This window comes from Allofranklinella schreckenbergeri (assembly GCF_003703475.1).
Taxonomy (GTDB): domain Bacteria; phylum Pseudomonadota; class Gammaproteobacteria; order Burkholderiales; family Burkholderiaceae_C; genus Lampropedia; species Lampropedia schreckenbergeri.
In genome coordinates this window covers 146,417-163,300 of sequence record NZ_RDQM01000005.1, presented here as the reverse complement: position 1 = coordinate 163,300, position 16,884 = coordinate 146,417, and the positions used below count along the sequence as shown (strand labels likewise).

At 64.8% G+C, this 16,884-nt stretch carries 12 protein-coding genes; 8 read left to right on the top strand and 4 right to left on the bottom strand.

Translation table 11 applies throughout. The features are described 5' to 3' along the window. Positions 1-105 precede the first annotated feature (105 nt). Positions 106-495 carry a preprotein translocase subunit SecE gene (gene secE, locus EBQ26_RS05430; RefSeq protein ID WP_122237997.1) on the top strand — a complete coding sequence of 130 codons (390 nt, stop codon included), beginning with the start codon at positions 106-108 and terminating at the stop codon, positions 493-495. Continuing rightward, positions 492-1,070: a transcription termination/antitermination protein NusG gene (nusG, locus tag EBQ26_RS05425; protein WP_122237996.1), complete on the top strand. Its 579-nt coding sequence runs from the start codon at positions 492-494 to the stop codon at positions 1,068-1,070. Before secE ends, nusG begins: the two co-directional genes overlap by 4 nt. 213 nt (positions 1,071-1,283) lie before the next feature. Here the strand turns inward: nusG and EBQ26_RS05420 are convergent, their stop codons facing one another. Continuing rightward, positions 1,284-3,311 (bottom strand): ATP-dependent helicase, encoded by a 2,028-nt coding sequence (locus tag EBQ26_RS05420; RefSeq protein WP_122237995.1) that lies wholly within the window; start codon positions 3,309-3,311, stop codon positions 1,284-1,286. 131 nt (positions 3,312-3,442) lie between these two features. On the opposite strand from EBQ26_RS05420, the gene EBQ26_RS05415 reads away from it, so the two are divergent. Beyond that, entirely contained in the window at positions 3,443-5,746 is a 2,304-nt protein-coding gene (locus EBQ26_RS05415; RefSeq protein ID WP_122237994.1) for an NADP-dependent malic enzyme, read from the top strand. Between the two features lie 156 nt (positions 5,747-5,902). On the opposite strand, the gene EBQ26_RS05410 is transcribed toward EBQ26_RS05415, so the two are convergent. Continuing rightward, positions 5,903-7,957, bottom strand: a complete 2,055-nt coding sequence (locus EBQ26_RS05410) for a lytic transglycosylase domain-containing protein (protein ID WP_122237993.1) — start codon at positions 7,955-7,957, stop codon at positions 5,903-5,905. 15 nt (positions 7,958-7,972) lie between these two features. Between EBQ26_RS05410 and EBQ26_RS05405 the strand changes: the two genes are divergently transcribed. The 3 genes from EBQ26_RS05405 to EBQ26_RS05395 all read left to right on the top strand — a co-directional run bounded on the left by EBQ26_RS05405 (position 7,973) and on the right by EBQ26_RS05395 (position 10,643). Continuing rightward, positions 7,973-8,548, top strand: coding sequence for a 5-formyltetrahydrofolate cyclo-ligase (locus EBQ26_RS05405; RefSeq protein WP_122237992.1), 576 nt, complete (start codon positions 7,973-7,975; stop codon positions 8,546-8,548). 57 nt (positions 8,549-8,605) lie between these two features. Further along, positions 8,606-9,295: a glutathione S-transferase family protein gene (locus tag EBQ26_RS05400; protein ID WP_122237991.1), complete on the top strand. Its 690-nt coding sequence runs from the start codon at positions 8,606-8,608 to the stop codon at positions 9,293-9,295. A gap of 67 nt (positions 9,296-9,362) precedes the next feature. Continuing rightward, positions 9,363-10,643: a multifunctional CCA tRNA nucleotidyl transferase/2'3'-cyclic phosphodiesterase/2'nucleotidase/phosphatase gene (locus tag EBQ26_RS05395; protein ID WP_122238052.1), complete on the top strand. Its 1,281-nt coding sequence runs from the start codon at positions 9,363-9,365 to the stop codon at positions 10,641-10,643. A 256-nt stretch (positions 10,644-10,899) separates the two neighbouring features. Here the strand turns inward: EBQ26_RS05395 and EBQ26_RS05390 are convergent, their stop codons facing one another. Beyond that, positions 10,900-11,259, bottom strand: coding sequence for a hypothetical protein (locus EBQ26_RS05390; protein WP_122237990.1), 360 nt, complete (start codon positions 11,257-11,259; stop codon positions 10,900-10,902). Between the two features lie 162 nt (positions 11,260-11,421). Then, the gene (gene metH, locus EBQ26_RS05385; protein ID WP_122238051.1) at positions 11,422-14,193 is read right to left on the bottom strand and encodes a methionine synthase; all 2,772 of its coding nucleotides are present in this window, start codon (positions 14,191-14,193) and stop codon (positions 11,422-11,424) included. Positions 14,194-14,370: 177 nt separating this feature from the next. Here metH and EBQ26_RS05380 point away from each other — a divergent pair, with 177 nt between their 5' ends. After that, positions 14,371-15,327, top strand: a complete 957-nt coding sequence (locus tag EBQ26_RS05380) for a CoA transferase (RefSeq protein WP_122238050.1) — start codon at positions 14,371-14,373, stop codon at positions 15,325-15,327. A gap of 477 nt (positions 15,328-15,804) precedes the next feature. Then, positions 15,805-16,854 carry a hypothetical protein gene (locus tag EBQ26_RS05375; RefSeq protein WP_122237989.1) on the top strand — a complete coding sequence of 350 codons (1,050 nt, stop codon included), beginning with the start codon at positions 15,805-15,807 and terminating at the stop codon, positions 16,852-16,854. Positions 16,855-16,884: the final 30 nt, after the last annotated feature.

Genomic DNA, 16,884 nt, shown 5'->3' with positions numbered 1-16,884 from the left:
GAGGTTGTCTCAACCGCTTCTTTTGAATGAAACCCGCCCTCACATGGCGGGTTTTTCTGTATGAATGTTTGGCATCTGAGGTTTTTCGGGTGCATGGAGTGAGAAATGTCAGCACCCTCGCAGGTTGAAACGGTTGGCTCTGGCGCCAGTGTGTTCAAGCTTGTCATTGCGGTTTTGTTTGCCGTTGGTGGCGTTGTGGCGTTCTATTGGTTGTCTGCCCATGGCGCTTTCGTGCAGTGGGGGGCGTTGCTGATTGGCTTGGTGTTGGCGACACTGGTGTTTCTTTGGTCGAATCCAGGGCGCGACTTCATCGTTTATGTGCGTGACTCTTGGAATGAACTGAAAAAAGTGGTTTGGCCTCGGCGCAAAGATGCCACTCAGATGACGGGCTATGTTTTTGCTTTTTCTGTCGTGATGGCCTTGTTCCTTTGGTTGGCGGACATGACTGTGGGGTGGGTGGTTTTTGATTTGCTGCTGGGATGGAGGAATGGATGAGTGACGCAGAGAACAAGCCGACTGGCGAAACCGAGACGACGGGTTTTGCGAAGCAGTGGTACATCGTGCATGCTTACTCCGGCATGGAGAAAGCAGTAGAGCGCAATATTGCCGAGCGCGTGGCGCGTGAGGGGATGGAGGCCAAGTTTGGTCGCATCCTGGTGCCTACGGAAGAAGTGGTGGAGATGAAAAACGGCCAGCGCAAGATGGCTGAGCGCAAGCTCTACCCCGGCTATGTCTTTGTCGAAATGGTGATGGACGATGAGACATGGCATTTGGTGAAGCAAACCAGCAAGGTCACTGGCTTTGTGGGTGGGCGCAATAAGCCGACGCCAATTCCCGAGGCGGAGGTGCAGAAGATCGTCAATCGTCTGGAGGAGGGGGGCGAGCGGCCGCGCCACAAAATCGAGTTCATGGTGGGCGAGTTGGTGCGTGTCAAGGAAGGCCCGTTTGCCGATTTCAATGGCACGGTGGAAGAGGTCAATTACGAGCGCAGCCGCCTGCGGGTGTCGGTGATGATTTTTGGTCGCTCGACGCCGGTGGAGCTGGAGTTCAGCCAAGTTGAGAAGACCTGATGGCTTGGCCCACATAGCCCTTGACCCCATAAGGTTGCCATGAAAAAACCGCCTGTATAGGCGGTTTTTTCATGGCTTGACGAGCAGGGGTGTTTCTGTGAATTGCAAATCATGGTAAATGTTTTGGTATTGTCATCATGCCAAAACTAGGCAATTTTATTTCCTTTTGATTTATAAAATCAGGACATTCCAGATCGATCAAAAAACCAGTGCTCACATGCCGCCGGCTTTGCGGGCGAATTCTTCGCGCAGGGCGCGGAGTTTGGCGCGCGGGTCTTCGCGGGCGGTGTCGGGGGTGAGGTTCATTTCGGCGATGAAGCGGCTGGGTTTGCCAGCGACCCAATCGCGGCCTTTTTTGCGGCGGCGTGTCCAGCTCACGGCGAGGGTGCGTTGGGCGCGGGTGATGCCTACGTACATGAGGCGGCGCTCTTCTTCCAGGCGCGAGGCGGCGATGGGCTCTTCGCCTTGCTGGAAGGGCAACACGCCTTCGTTGACGCCTGCCATGATGACGTGGGGCCATTCCAGGCCTTTGGCGGCGTGCAGGGTGGAGAGGGTGACGACGTTTTGCTCTTTTTCCTGCTCGCTCAAGGTGGAGAGCAGGGCGATGGTTTGGGCGACTTCGAGCAGGCTTTTGGGGGCGGACTGCGCTTGCTGGCTGGCCATATCGGGGGCTTCGATGGCGCCGCCTGCGCGTTGGGCCATCCAGTCGCAAAACTCTTGCACGTTGTCCCAGCGGGCGGTGGCGGCGGCAGTGGTGTCGGAGTGGTCGAGCAAAAAGCTTTCAAAGCGGATGTCTTGGAGCCAGTCTTTGAGAAATTGGCGTGCGGCGTCCTGTCCCGTGGCGTGGCGGGCGCGGTATTGCAAGTCGTTGATTTGGCGGCCAAATTCTTGCAGGCTGCCCAGGGCGCGGGCGCTCAGGCGGGTGCTGAGCATGGGGCTGAAGATGGCGGCGAACAGGCTGCATTGCATTTGCGTGGCGAATTCGCCCAATTGCGCCAGCGTTTGGTGGCCGATGCCGCGGCGCGGCGCGGTGATGGCGCGCAGAAAGGCGGGGTCGTCGTCTTCGTTGCTCCAGAGTCGAAACCAGGCGCACAGGTCGCGGATTTCGGCGCGGTCGAAAAAGCTGGTGCCGCCGGAGACTTTGTAGGGGATTTGCGCTTTGCGCAGGGCTTTTTCCAGTGGCTTGGCCTGGTGGTTGGCGCGGTAGAGGATGGCGAAGTCGCGCCATTCGGGGATGGGGTTGGCGGCGCGCAGGCTTTGGATGCGGTGGACGATGCGATCGGCCTCATGCTCTTCGCTGTCGCAATCCATCACGCGCACGGGTTCGCCCTCGCCCAGCTCGGAGTACAGCGTCTTTGGGAATAGCTTGGGGTTGGGGCCGATGACGTGGTTGGCCGCGCGCAGGATGGCGCTGGTGGAGCGGTAGTTTTGCTCCAGCTTGATGACGCGCAGGGTGGGAAAGTCCACCGGCAGCTTTTTCAGATTCTCCAGCGTGGCGCCGCGCCAGCCGTAGATGGATTGGTCGTCGTCGCCCACGGCGGTGAAATGCCCGCGCTCGCCCACCAGCAGTTTGAGCAGTTCGTACTGCGTGGCGTTGGTGTCCTGGTATTCGTCCACCAGCACATGGCCCAGGCGGGTTTGCCATTTCTCGCGTACTTCGGGATGCTGGCGCAGCAACGCCAGTGGCAGGCCGACCAAATCGTCGAAATCCACGCTTTGGTAGGCGCTCAGGCGCTCCTCATAGCGGGCCATGACCACAGCGGCTACTTTTTCGGCTTCGTTTTGGACGGCTTGCAAGGCGCTGGCGCTGTTAAGCCCTTCGTTTTTCCAGCGGCTGATGGTCCATTGCCACTGGCGCGCCAGGGCGGCATCAGTGGTGCCGCCGCACTCTTTGAGGATGGAGAGCACGTCGTCGCTGTCGAGGATGCTGAATTGGGGCTTGAGCCCCAGCGCCTGCCCGTCTTCGCGCACCATGCGCACGCCCAAGGCGTGGAAGGTGCAAATCAGCACATCCTTGGCAGGCTTGCCGATCAGCCCGCGGGCGCGCTCGCGCATTTCAGCGGCGGCTTTGTTGGTGAAGGTGATGGCGGCGATGCGCTGTGCGGGCAGGCCGCGCTCGATCAAATGGGCGATTTTGTGGGTGATGACGCGCGTTTTGCCAGAGCCTGCGCCCGCAAGCACTAAGGAGGGGCCGCTGATGTGGTGCACGGCTTGGGTTTGGGCGAGATTGAGTCCGGACATGGCAAGCGCAGGAGGGCAAAACGGTCAAGGGGCGCCATCATAGTCAGAGCTGGTTCGCAAAATCGCGGCGCTACACTGGCGGCTTGTTTCGCTTGCCGGGCGCCCGCCCGCGCCACTTTGACGCTCACACCATGCCAGATCAAAAGCCACAAGATAAGAAAGTTCTGTTGCGCGAAGCCGCGCTGGAGTACCACGAACAGCCCGTGCCGGGCAAGATTTCCGTCACGCCCACCAAGCAGTTGATGAACCAGTACGAGCTGTCGCTGGCCTATTCGCCCGGCGTGGCCGCGCCCTGCGAGGAGATTCAGAAAGACCCGGCCGCCGCCGCGCGCTACACCAGCCGCGCCAATTTGGTGGGCGTCATCAGCAATGGCACGGCGGTGCTGGGCCTGGGCGATATTGGCGCGCTGGCCTCCAAGCCGGTGATGGAGGGCAAGGGCGTACTGTTCAAGAAGTTCTCGGGTATTGATGTGTTCGACATCGAAATCGACGAGAAGGACCCGCAAAAGCTGGTGGACATCATCGCCGCGCTGGAGCCGACCTTTGGCGGCATCAATCTGGAGGACATCAAAGCCCCCGAGTGCTTCTTCGTCGAGCGCGAGCTGCGCAAGCGCATGAAAATCCCCGTGTTCCACGACGACCAGCACGGCACGGCCATTGTCGTGGGCGCGGCGGTGATTGGCGGCCTGCGCGTGGTGGGCAAGAAGATTGAGGATGTCAAATTGGTGACCTCTGGCGCAGGCGCAGCGGCGCTGGCCTGCCTGGGGTTGTTGCTCAAGCTGGGTTTGAAGAAGGAAAACGTCTGGGTCACCGATATCCACGGCCTGGTGTACGAAGGCCGCACCGAATTGATGGACGAAATCAAGGCCCAGTACGCGCAAAAAACCGATCAGCGCACGCTGGCCGAAGTGATCGAAGGCGCGGACGTGTTTTTGGGCCTGTCCGCAGGCGGCGTGCTCAAGCCCGAGATGGTCGCGCGCATGGCCGACAAACCCCTGGTGCTGGCGCTGGCCAACCCCACGCCGGAGATTTTGCCCAGCGAAGTCAAGGCCGTGCGCAGCGATGCGGTGATTGCCACGGGGCGCAGCGACTACCCCAACCAGGTCAACAACGTGCTGTGCTTTCCCTACCTGTTTCGTGGCGCGCTCGATTGCGGCGCCACGGCCATCACCGATGAGATGGAAGTGGCGGCCGTGCACGCCATCGTCGAGCTGGCGCAGGCCGAGCAAAGCGAGGAAGTGGCGCGCGCCTATGTGGGCGAAAAACTCATGTTCGGGGCGGAATACGTCATCCCCAAGCCATTCGATCCGCGCCTGATGATCCGCATCGCCCCGGCCGTGGCCAAAGCCGCGCAAGCCAGCGGCGTGGCCTCGCGCCCGATTGAGGACATGGATGCCTACGTGCAGCGGTTGCAAAACTTCGTTTACACCTCCGGCACCATGATGAAGCCCATCATCCTGGCGGCCAAGGCGGCGCAGAACAAGCGCATCGCCTACAGCGAGGGCGAGGAGGAGCGCGTGCTGCGGGCGGCGCAAATCGTGGTGGACGAAAAAATCGCCCGCCCCACGCTGATCGGCCGCCCCGAGGTCATCGCCCAGCGCATCGAGAAATTCGGCCTGCGCCTCAAGCAGGAGCGCGATTACGACGTCGTCAACGTCGAGCAAGACGAGCGCTACCAGGATTTCTGGCGCACCTACCACCAGATGACCGAGCGCAAGGGCGTGACCATCCCCATCGCCAAGATCGAGATGCGCCGCCGCCTCACCCTCATTGGCAGCATGCTGCTGCACAAGGGCGATGTGCAGGGGCTGATCTGCGGCACCTGGGGCAGCTACGCGCACCACCTCAACTACGTCGATCAAGTCATTGGCAAACGCCCTGGCGCGCGCATGTACGCCGCGATGAACGCGCTGATGCTGCCTGGGCGGCAGGTGTTTCTGGTCGATACCCACGTCAACTACGACCCCAGCGCCGAGCAACTGGCCGAGATCACCCTGGCCGCCGCTGAAGAGATGCGGCGCTTTGGCATCCAGCCCAAGGTGGCCTTGCTCTCGCATTCGAGCTTTGGCAGCAGCGACACGCCCAGCGCCGTGAAGATGCGCCAAACCCTGGCGCTGCTGCGCGAGCAAGCGCCCTGGCTGGAGGTGGACGGCGAAATGCACGGCGACGTGGCGCTCGATGAGCAGGCGCGCCTGGCGCTGATGCCCAACACCACGCTGCAAGGCGACGCCAACTTGCTGGTGCTGCCGGGCATTGACGCGGCCAACATCGCCTACAACCTGCTCAAAACCGCCGCCGGCCACAACATCGCCATCGGCCCCATGCTGCTGGGCGCGGCCAAGGCCGTGCACATCCTCACCCCCAGCACCACCGTGCGCCGCATCGTCAACATGACGGCGCTGTGCGTGGCCGATGCCAATTCGCGCCCGGAGTGATGGCGGCGGCTTGACCCAGCGCTCCTAAGCCATACCGCACATGCAAAACCGCTCATGGCCAATGTGGCCTCATGAGCGGTTTTTTACAAATCAATAGGCAAAGAAAATGCCTTGTTTCGGCATGATGGTGCTAAAGTAGATTTTACTTTGATTGGATCATGGTAAATCCGCAATAGCGGCGGGGCTGCCTTCGGGGCGCGGGCCGATGGACAGGCCCAGGCGGCTGCCCAGCGACTGGGGCTGGCCGCTGAGGATGGCGCCATACACCGTGGCGTTGGCCAGCACTTTCTGCACGTAATCGCGCGTTTCGTTGAACGGCACGTTCTCGGCCCAGATGGCCGCCTCCAGCTCGGGGCCGTTGCGCCAGTTGCGCGGGCGGCCCGGCCCGGCGTTGTAGGCCGCAGCGGCCAGGGGCATGGAGCCGGCAAACTCATCGAGCGCCAGCTTCAGATAGGCGGTGCCGATGGCGATGTTGGTTTCTTTGTGGTTGAGGTCGCTGGTCTGGAAGTTCTCCAGCCCGATGCGCTTGGCCGTCCAGCGCGCCGTGGCGGGCATCACTTGCATCAGCCCCGAAGCGCCCACGCTGGAGCGCGCATCCATGATGAAGCGGCTCTCCTGCCGGATCAGGCCATAGACGTAGGCCGGATCCAGCCCGATTTCCGCCGTGCGCGCCACCACCGCGTCCTTGAACGGCATGGGGTAGCGCTGGCGAAAGCTCATGAAACCTTTGGTGCGCTCGCTGGTGTTGATGCAGCGATCCCACACGTGGTAGCGGCAGGCGAATTCGGCGGCGGCCAGCAGGTCGCGGTCGCTCATGCCGCCTTTTTGGTGCAGGTTGGTGGTGTAGTTCCACTCGCGCACCCCCTCGCTGCGCAGGCCGATGTGGATGGCGTAAATGCTGCGGCGCAGGCCGGGATTGTTGGTGGCGCGGGCTTGCTCGTCGGGCGTGAGCGCCGCTGGCTCAGGCGGGGCCATGACTTTGCCGCCAATGGCGTGGTAGGCCAGTTGCTCGTAAAAACCCGTCAGCCCGGCGATGGACTGCAACAGGCTTTGCGCGCGGGCCTGGTCGTCGGGCTTGCCGGTGGCTTGCAGAGCACGGGCGCGCCAATACGTCCAGGTGGGCTTTTGCTGCTCGTCCATATCCATGGCGTCAATGGCCGAAGCCACTTGCGCCCACTGCCCAGCGCGCAGAGCTGCGCGCACCTTCCATTGCTGCTGCTCGGTCAGCAGATGGCGGTCGTTCTTGATCTGCGCGAAGTAGCCGCTGGCCTGCGGCGAGAGGCGGATGCCCGCCCAGCGCCCGATCGCGCCCCAGACGAAATCGCGCTCGGCCTGCGGCAGGCGCTTGGCCCAATCGGTTTGCATGTAGGCGGCGGCCGCGGCTTCGTCGCTGGCGGCCAGCCGCGCCAAAGCCACGTGCGCCAGCGCCAGGCGCGCGGCATCGGTGGCCAGCGCCTTGTGCTGCAAAAAAGCGGCGGGTTTGCCCATGGCCTGATCGACGTAGGGCAGCGATTGCGGGGCTGCCATCGTCACCGCCTGGCGCACGATGGCGGCGCGCCCCAGGTGCGCGCCAATGCGGGCGCGCTGCCAGATGTCGGCTGCCTGGATGCGGCCATCGGCAAAAAACTCCTCCACCGCATGGTGGCAGCCGTCGTCGGCCTTGGTTTGCCCCCACCACAGCGAGAGGGCGCGCTGCGGCGCGGCAGGGGTGGCGCGGCCCTGGATGTCGTCAATCAGCAGCTCATAGCAGGCCACTTGCGGATCGTCCTGCATGCGAAAGCCCTTGGCGTAGTGGCTGAACTCGGCCCACTGGCGGCGCTGGCCCAGTTGCAGCAGCCAATCGTTGCGCAGGCGATCCTCCACGTAGCTGCCCCGGTAGCGCGCCAGAAAGGCATCGACCTCCTCGCGGCTGGCTTCTTTCAGGCGCACATTGAGCGCCCAATACGCGCCCCAGCCCTCCAGCGGGTGGCCTTGCACCAGCGGCAGCAATTGCGCCAGGCGGGCCTGGTTTTTGGAGGCATACGCTGCGCGCATTTGCACGATGACCTTGTCGCCCGCCGCATGCGAGGCGGCTTGCACAGCCGCAGCCAGCGGGCCGGTTGGGGCGGTGCTGGCCGCCTGCGGTTGCGCTTGCACGGCAGCGCCCAGCAGGGCAAAGGCGGCGCAAACTGATGTCAGAATGGGGGTCGATCGCGGGTCAGGTATTCGCATGCCGGGGATTATGAGATGGACAAAGCCACGCTGAGGAAAAGACTGGTACAGCAGCGCGTCAACATGGCCGAGCGCGCGGTGAAAAACGCCCAATTGCAGCAAGTGATGCGTTTTTGGCTGGTGCATCGCCATGAAACCGTTATCGGCGCGTATTGGCCCATCAAGGGCGAATTCGATCCGCTGCCCGCGCTGCACCGCTGGAAGGAAGATGGCGAGCTGCTGGACGAGCCGCTGCGCCGCCGCATCGCCCTGCCGGTGGTGGACAAGGTGCACAAAACCCTGCGCTTTCACGCTTGGTACCCCGGCTGCCCGATGGAGGAGGACGCCTACGGCATCCCCAAACCCAAGGACACCGAAGTGCTGGAGCCCACCTTGCTGTTCGTGCCCTGCGTGGGCTATGGCCCCGGCGGCTACCGGCTGGGCTACGGCGGCGGCTTTTACGACCGCACGCTCGCTGAGCTGTCGCCGCGCCCCTACACCGTCGGCCTGGGCTATACGGAGGGCTTCATCGACGACTTCGAACCCGAGCCGCACGACCAGCCGCTGGACGCCATCCTCAATGACAACGGCGTGATCTGGCCTGTGCAATAGCGTTGTTCAATCGCGCCCCCGCCATTGCGCCAGCACATCGAAAGGTAAAAAAACGCCATGCCTGCCTTAACGCTTTACATCGGCAACAAAAACTACTCTGCCTGGTCCATGCGGCCCTGGCTGATGCTGCGGGAAAAAGGCATTGCCTTTCGCGAAGTGCGCGTGCGTTTTGACAGCTTCGAGCGCGGCTCGGAATTCAAGAAAACCATCGGCGCCATCAGCCCCGCAGGCACTGTGCCCGTGCTGGTGGACGGCAACTTGGTGGTGTGGGACTCGCTGGCCATTGCCGAGTATCTGGCCGAGAAATTCCCCGAGCAGCGCTTGTGGCCCGCCTCCATGCATGAAAGGGCGCGGGCACGCAGCATCTGCGCGGAAATGCACACCGGCTTCAAAGCCCTGCGCCGCCTCTGCCCCATGAACATTGAGGCCCGTCTGCCCGAGGCTGGCGCGCTGGCCTGGCGCGACCATGAAGACCTGCGCCAGGACGTGGCCCGGCTGGACGCCATGTGGAGCGAGCTGCTGCGCCACCATGAAGGCGGCCTGCTGTTTGGCGATTTCACCTTGGTTGATGCCTTTTTTGCCCCCGTCGTCATGCGGTTCGAGACTTATGCCTTGCCCGTCAGCGCCACCGCCCGCCAATACATGCAGGCCGTGCAGGCGCTGCCCAGCGTGCAGCAATGGGTGCGCGAAGCCTGCGCCGAGCACGACTTCCGCCCCTTCGAGGAGCCTTACCGCCTCGGGCGCTGATGCCCCTCTTGCAGGGCGCGCCACGGGAAAGCAGTGGAAACCGATGCAGCAACAGCCGTCTTCCCCCATTCAGATTTACATGGTCGGCGGTGCAGTGCGCGACGCGCTGCTGGGCCTGCCCCTGCAAGACCGCGATTGGGTTGTCGTCGGCGCCACGCCCCAATGGATGCTGGAGCAAGGCTTCACCGCCGTGGGCAAGGACTTCCCCGTTTTCCTGCACCCGCAAACCCATGAGGAATACGCGCTGGCGCGCACCGAGCGCAAAAGCGGCGTGGGCTACAAAGGCTTTACCGTTTATGCCGCGCCGCACGTCACGCTGGAGCAAGACCTGGCGCGGCGCGACCTCACCATCAACGCCATTGCCCAGCGCCAGGGCGCAGACGGCGCGCCCGAATACATCGACCCATTTGGCGGCCGCGCCGACTTGGCAGGCAAAGTGCTGCGCCACGTCAGCGACGCTTTTGCCGAAGACCCCTTGCGCATCCTGCGCTTGGCGCGTTTTGCCGCCCGCTTTGCCGATTTCGCCATCGCCAGCGAAACCATGCAGCTCATGCGCCACATGGTCGATGCGGGCGAAGTCGCGCACCTGACTGCCGAGCGCGTTTGGCAGGAAATCGCCCGTGGCTTGATGGAGCCAGCCCCCCAGCGCATGCTCCACACCCTGCGCGCTTGCGGGGCGCTGGCCGTGGCCTTGCCCGAGCTGGAAGCCCTGTGGCAACGCGCTGCCCCCCCGGGCCACGGCGAGCATGCAGGCGAGCACGCCCTGGCCATGCTGGCGCTGGCCTGCCAGGAGCGCGCCCCGCTGGCTGTGCGCTACGCCTGTCTGGCCCACGCCCTCAGCAGCGCCGAGCGCGACGCCCTGGCCCAGCGCATGAAAATTCCCGCCGATGTGCGCGATCTGGCCGATCTGGCCGCCCGAGAATGCGCTGCCTTCAGCGCCTGGAGCAACGTCAACGCTTTGGCCGCCAGCGCAGCGCCGATGGCCTCAAAGGATGCCTGCGTCCAAGCCGCCCAAACCAGCCCAACCCAAACCGACCCCGCCCAAACCATCGTGCAACTGCTGGAGCGCTGCGATGCCTTCCGCCGCCCCCAGCGCCTGGCGCTGGCCTTGCAAGTGTGCGCCTACGCCCACGGCCAGTCCGCGCCCGACTGGCTGGCGCGGCGCGTGCTGATGGGCGCGTGGCAGCAGGCCAAGCAGGTGGACACCGCCGCCATCGCCCAGCAAGCCGCCCGCCAAGGGTTGCGCGGCGAAGCCATCGGTCAGTGCATTCACCAGGCGCGGGTGGATGCCGTGCAGCGGGCGGCGGAGCGCCTGGCCGACCACACCCCTCAGGAGCACATCCCATAGGGAGAGGCCGCCCCATCGCAGCGCCATGTGCGTCGGTATTGTTGTATTTTTATATCAAAGGAAAATGACTACAATGCCTATCAAGCCGAAATAGGTTTGTTTTTATTCCTTTGATTGATAATTTTGGTGATGCCGCAACCGGCCAAAAGAAAGCCCTGGCACGCCAGACGCGCCAGGGTTTGCTGTTTTCATGGCTTTTCTGCGCCATCCAGCCGCCGCAGGCCGGGCGCGCCTTGCGGGGCGCGGCCAGGGGCGATCAGTAATACCAGCGCGCTGGATCGCGCCACGGCTGGTGCGCCGAGGGCACGCGCCCGTAAGTGGTCAGATTGGCCTTTCTGTCCCAAGTCATCAACACAGGCTTGCCCGCAGCGCTGGGCATGGCGTGCGGCGCCAGCAGGTTTTCCCGCAACAGTCCGCCGCCGCGCACGCTGCCCGTGATGCGCACATCCGCCCCGCCGCGCACCCGCGCCCGGCACATCGCGTCGTGCTGCTGGTGGGCTTCGCAGCGTTTGTAGGCATTGGCCTCCAGACGGTTTTTCTGCGCTTGCGCCGCAGGGGCAAACGCCAGACTCAAGGCCAGGGCCGCGGCGCCGAGCAAGGGGGTTTTGTATTGCATGACATCCTCCGTTGGTGTGGTTGGTCGCCCCAAGCCTGCGCACGATGGCGGTCAGACTCCGAAAGGGCAACGCCATTCTAGGCCGTTCGTAACATGTGTTAGATCGTGTTGGCGGGAAAGTGAACCTGCTTGAGCGCGGCGCGCCCAACGCACCGCCAGTGCTCAATGCTCCAGCACGGGCGCGAGCAGGCGGCGCAGTTCGTCCTCGGGCATGGCGCGGCGCTGGGCCATGTCTTGCAGTTGGTCCTGGCCGATCTTGCCCAGGGTGAAGTAGCTGCTCTCGGGGTGGGCGATGTAAAAGCCGCTGACGCTGGAGGCGGGCCACATGGCCAGGCTTTCGGTCAGGCGCATGCCGATTTCGTCGGTGCGCAGGGTCTCGAACAAGGCGATTTTGGCGCTGTGGTCGGGGCAGGCGGGGTAGCCGGGCGCGGGGCGGATGCCCTGGTATTTCTCGGCGATCAGCTCCTCGTTGGTGAGCGCCTCCTGCGCGGCGTAGCCCCACAGGTCGGTGCGCACGCGCCAGTGCAGGTATTCGGCAAAGGCTTCGGCCAGGCGGTCGGCCAGGGCCTTGAGCATGATGGCCGAGTAGTCGTCCAGCGCGCGCTCGAATTCCTTTTCTTTTTTCTCGATGTCCAGCCCGGCGGTGACGGCGAACATGCCGGCGTAGTCGGCAATGCCACTGCTTTGGGGCGCGACGAAGTCGGCCAGGCAGCGGCTGGGGCGCATGACGCCGCCCACTGCCTGTTTGGGCGCTTGCTGGCGCAGGCCCCACCAGGTCATCAGTGGCTGGGTGCGGGCCTCGTCGCGGTAGAAAACGATGTCGTCGCCCACGCTGTTGGCCGGGTACAGGCCCATGACGCCGCTGGCCTTGAGCCAGCGCCCGTCGATGATCTTGCGCAGCATGGCCTGGCCATCGGCATAGACGCGCCGCGCCTCGACGCCGACGATTTCGTCGTCCAGGATGGCGGGGAAGGGGCCAGCCAGGTCCCAGGTCTGGAAGAACGGCCCCCAGTCGATGAAGCGCTCCAGCTCGCGCAAATCGATGTTGTGGAATACGCGCCGCCCCAGCGCGCGCGGCGTGGCGGGTTGCCAGGCGCTCCAGTCGATGGGGGTGGCGTTGGCGCGCGCCTTGTCCAGCGGCCAGAGCGCGGCGGGCTTTTTGTTGGCGTGCAATTGGCGCACGTGCTCGTAATCGGCCTGGGTCTCGGCGATGAAGGCGCTGGCGCCTTCGCCCAGCAGGTTTTGCGCAATGCCCACGCTGCGCGAGGCATCGGGCACGTAGACGACCGGGCCTTCGTAGTGCGGCGCGATCTTCACGGCGGTGTGCACGCGGCTGGTGGTGGCGCCGCCGATGAGCAGCGGGATGCCGCGCTCCTTGAACCAGTTGTCCTTTTGCATCTCCCCGGCCACGTACTGCATTTCCTCCAGGCTGGGGGTGATCAGGCCCGAGAGGCCGATGATGTCCGCGCCTTCTTCCTTGGCTTTGGCGAGGATTTCGTGGCAGGGCACCATCACGCCCATGTTGACGACCTCGAAGTTGTTGCACTCGAGCACGACGGAGACGATGTTCTTGCCGATGTCGTGCACATCGCCCTTGACGGTGGCCATGACGATCTTGCCGTTGCTCTTGACCTGCGCGCCGCTGGCCTGGAGCTGGCGCTTTTCCTCCTCGATGTAGGGCACCAGGTGGGCCACGGCCTGCTTCATCACGCGCGCGGATTTGACCACCTGCGGCAAAAACATCTTGCCCTGGCCGAACAGGTCGCCCACGATGTTCATGCCGTCCATCAGCGGCCCTTCGATGACGTGCAGCGGCCGCCCGCCTTTGGCGCGAATGGCCTGCCAGGCCTCTTCCGTGTCCTGCACGATGAAGTCGGTGATGCCCTGCACCAGCGCATGGGCCAGGCGCTTTTCCACCGGCACGGGGTGTTCTGGCGTGCCGCGCCATTCGAGCTTTTTGCTCTCGTCCTTGGCCTGGCCCTTGGCGCTTTCGGCAATTTCCACCAGGCGCTCGCCCGCATCGGGGCGGCGGTTGAGGATCACGTCCTCCACGCGCTCGCGCAAGGTCGGCTCCAGGTCGTCATACACGCCAATCATGCCGGCGTTGACGATGCCCATGTCCATGCCCGCCGCAATGGCGTGGTAGAGGAACACGGTGTGGATGGCCTCGCGCACCGGGTCGTTGCCGCGAAAGCTGAAGGAGACGTTGCTCACCCCGCCCGAGACTTTTGCGCCCGGCAGGTTTTGCTTGATCCAGCGCGTGGCCTCGATGAACTCCACGGCGTAGTTGTCGTGCTCCTCGATGCCGGTGGCCACGGCGAAGATGTTGGGGTCGAAGATGATGTCCTCGGGCGGGAAGCCCACCTCATCGACCAGGATGCGATAGGCGCGCTCGCAGATTTCGATCTTGCGCGCAAAGGTGTCGGCCTGGCCCTTCTCGTCAAAGGCCATCACCACGGCCGCCGCGCCGTAGTGCTTGATGAGCGTGGCCTGGCGCTTGAACTCCTCCACCCCCTCCTTCATCGAGATGGAGTTGACCACGCCCTTGCCCTGGATGCAGCGCAGCCCGGCCTCGATCACCTCCCACTTGGAGGAATCGACCATGATGGGCACGCGCGCAATGTCCGGCTCGCTGGCAATCAGGTTCAGAAAGCGCACCATCGCCGCCTTGGAGTCCAGCATGGCCTCGTCCATGTTCACGTCGATGATTTGCGCGCCGTTCTCCACCTGCTGGCGCGCCACGGCCAGGGCTTCTTCATACTGGCCGTTGAGAATCATGCGCGCAAACGCCTTGGAGCCGGTGACGTTGGTGCGCTCGCCAATGTTGACGAACAGCGTGCCCTCGTCGATGGTCAAAGGCTCCAGCCCCGCCAAGCGCAGCGGCGGCAGGGCAGGGGGCGTGGCAGAAGAGGCGGCAGGGGCGGCGGCGGTCATGAAGGGCCTGTCAAAGTGGGGGTATTCGGGAAAGCCCGCGATTGTGCCAGTGCGCCCAATCCCGCGCGCGACGCCTATGATGGCCGGGCGGTGCAGGCGTGCCGCCAGTGGGGGTGGATGGTTTCTTTGCATGCATCCCGCCTGCCAACGATTCAGAGCGTGTTCAAAGGAGCAACCATGTCCCCCTCCACCTCTCCCACCGCCGCCCATGCCATGCTGGCGGGCGTGCACATCGTCAGCCTGGCGCTCAATCTGCCCGGGCCTGCGGCGCTGATGCGTTTGCGCAGCCTGGGGGCGCGTTGCACCAAGGTGGAAGCGCCTGCGCCAGCGGGTGCAGCCACCAGCGATCCCATGGCCGTGTACGAAGCGCGCGCCTATGCCGAAATGCATGAAAGGGTGGAAGTGGTGCAGGCGAACTTGAAATCGCCCCAGGGCCAGCAACGCCTGCATGCCCTGCTGGCGCAGGCCGATGTGCTGCTCACCTCGTTTCGCCCGGCGGCCATGGCGCGGCTGGGGCTGGACGCAGCCGCCTTGCAGGCGCGCCACCCCCGCTTGAATGTGGTGCAAATCGTCGGCGCGCTGGGCCAGGGGGGTGATGGCAGCGACCGGGCCAACGAAGCCGGCCACGACTTGACCTACCAGGCGGAAGCGGGCCTGGTGCCGGGCATGGAGATGCCCGCCTCGCTGCTGGCGGATATGGCCGGTGCGCTGCTGACCAGCGAAGCGGTGCTGGCCTGCCTGCTGGCGCGCGAGCGCAGCGGTGCGGGCTGCGTGCGTGAGGTGGCCTTGCTCGACGGTGCGCGCTGGCTGGCCATTCCGCGCCGCTGGGGCCTGACCCAGCCCACGGCAATCCTGGGCGGCCAGCACGCGGGCTACCGCATCTACCCATGCCTGGATGGCCGCGTGGCAGTGGCGGCGCTGGAGCCGCACTTTGCCCTGCGGTTGTGGCAACAGGTGCTGATTGATGCTGGCGCTCTTGGCGATGCCGCCCAGGCCGAAGCCGCGCCGGACATGCTGGCTGACGACACCCGCGCGGCCATTGCCCGCTTCGTCGCCGGGCGCAGTTGCGCGCAATTGGAGGCGCTGGCCGCCCGCCACGACGTGCCGCTGTACCCGATGCCCGATGCCCCGTAGGCCCCAAGGGGTTGTTGAGACTCCGTATTGCGGCGGTGTTTTCGGTCAAAAAACCGCAACTGCTGCGTTGAAAACGCTTGCAAGGTGTTCGGGCCTTGCAAGCGTTTTCGCCTTGCATCTGCGGCTTTTGCCTCGAAAAACCGCTTCGCAAACCCAAGCTCAACACCCCCTAGAGCGTGTGATGCACTTTGCGCTCCCCCGCGCTGGCCCCAAAACCGTGTAATCGCAAGGCGGCGCGCGCCGCCAAGGCTGGCTGCCTTGGTAAGCGGGCCAACGCAGCGAGTGCATGGTTTTGGGGCCAGCCCGAAGGCAGAAGCGCCCCGGCATGCGCATTGCGGCGTTGCCGTCCCCTTGCAGCGCAGCCAGGCTGCGGCGGGGACGGCGCCTTGCACTGCACACGCCGGGGCGCTCTCGCGGGGGGCGAAAAGTGCATCACACGCTCTAGAATCGCCCGCCTTTCGTGCCGCCCACCCGCCTATGCCCACTGCTCCCATCCACATCCTGCCCTTTGCCGCCATAGATGGCATGCGGGACTTTTTCCAGGCCACGGGCGAGCGCTTGCACACCCCGCATTTGCAGGCGCTGCTGCCCCTGCTGCAACCCGTGCGTTGGCTGCGTGGCGCGGCGGCGGGCGAATGGGCCGAGGGCGACGATGGCCTGGCTGCGCACGAGCGCGCCTGGGTGCAGGCGGCGTTGACAGACTCTCCTGCTGCGGAGGAGGCCGCCAACGCCAACGCCAACGCGGAGAGCCCGCCCGCCCTGGCCGCATTGCTGGCCGCGCAGCACGGCCATGGCGTGCAGGCGGGCGATGGCTGGGCGCAGGTCACGCCCTGCCATGTGCACATCGCCACCGACAGCATCACCTTGGTCGATCCCGCCCTCTCACCCCTGCCGCCCGAGCAGTTGGAGGCCTTGCGCCACAGCCTGCAAACCCTCTGGGCCGAAGACGGCCTGAGCCTGCACCCCGGCCCGGCGGGCAGTTGGCTGGCGCAGGCGCCGTGGTTGCGCGGGCTGGCCCTGCCCTCCATCGACCGTGTGGCGCGGCAGGACGTGCGGCTCTACACCCCCGCGCTGGCGCACACGCGCTTGCTGCAACGCGCGCAGGCCGAGGCGCAAATGCTGTTGCACGATCACCCCGTCAACGACGCGCGCGCCGCCCAGGGCCTGCTGCCCATCAACGCGCTGTGGTTTTCAGGCGCGGGCCATGCCCCGGCCGATGCGGCGCACGCCGTGGCGCGGCTGGAGCGCCTGCATACCCATGCCGCGCTGCGCGCCCCCGCGCTGCAAGGCGACTTCTACGGCTGGGCGCAGGAGTGGCAGGCGCTGGATGCCTGCGTGCTGGCCGAGCTGCTGCGCCAGGTGCAAAGCGGCCAGCCCTGCGAGCTGATCCTGGCTGGCCCGCAGCACGCCGTGGCGCTGGCCCCCGCGCGCAGCGGCTGGCTCGCCCGCCTGGCCCGGCGCTGGCAGCAATGGCCGCCCTGGCGCAGCGGGGCCGATCCCGTCACGGCGCTGCTGGCGCAGCTTTGAATTTTACAAAACAAAGGAAAATGGGATGGG

Coding starts and splice junctions, on each gene's coding strand:
- secE (WP_122237997.1), top strand. CDS start 106: ATGTCAGCACCCTCGCAGGTTGAAACGGTTGGCTCTGGCGCCAGTGTG.
- nusG (WP_122237996.1), top strand. CDS start 492: ATGAGTGACGCAGAGAACAAGCCGACTGGCGAAACCGAGACGACGGGT.
- EBQ26_RS05420 (WP_122237995.1), bottom strand. CDS start 3,311: ATGTCCGGACTCAATCTCGCCCAAACCCAAGCCGTGCACCACATCAGC.
- EBQ26_RS05415 (WP_122237994.1), top strand. CDS start 3,443: ATGCCAGATCAAAAGCCACAAGATAAGAAAGTTCTGTTGCGCGAAGCC.
- EBQ26_RS05410 (WP_122237993.1), bottom strand. CDS start 7,957: ATGCGAATACCTGACCCGCGATCGACCCCCATTCTGACATCAGTTTGC.
- EBQ26_RS05405 (WP_122237992.1), top strand. CDS start 7,973: ATGGACAAAGCCACGCTGAGGAAAAGACTGGTACAGCAGCGCGTCAAC.
- EBQ26_RS05400 (WP_122237991.1), top strand. CDS start 8,606: ATGCCTGCCTTAACGCTTTACATCGGCAACAAAAACTACTCTGCCTGG.
- EBQ26_RS05390 (WP_122237990.1), bottom strand. CDS start 11,259: ATGCAATACAAAACCCCCTTGCTCGGCGCCGCGGCCCTGGCCTTGAGT.
- metH (WP_122238051.1), bottom strand. CDS start 14,193: ATGACCGCCGCCGCCCCTGCCGCCTCTTCTGCCACGCCCCCTGCCCTG.
- EBQ26_RS05380 (WP_122238050.1), top strand. CDS start 14,371: ATGTCCCCCTCCACCTCTCCCACCGCCGCCCATGCCATGCTGGCGGGC.
- EBQ26_RS05375 (WP_122237989.1), top strand. CDS start 15,805: ATGCCCACTGCTCCCATCCACATCCTGCCCTTTGCCGCCATAGATGGC.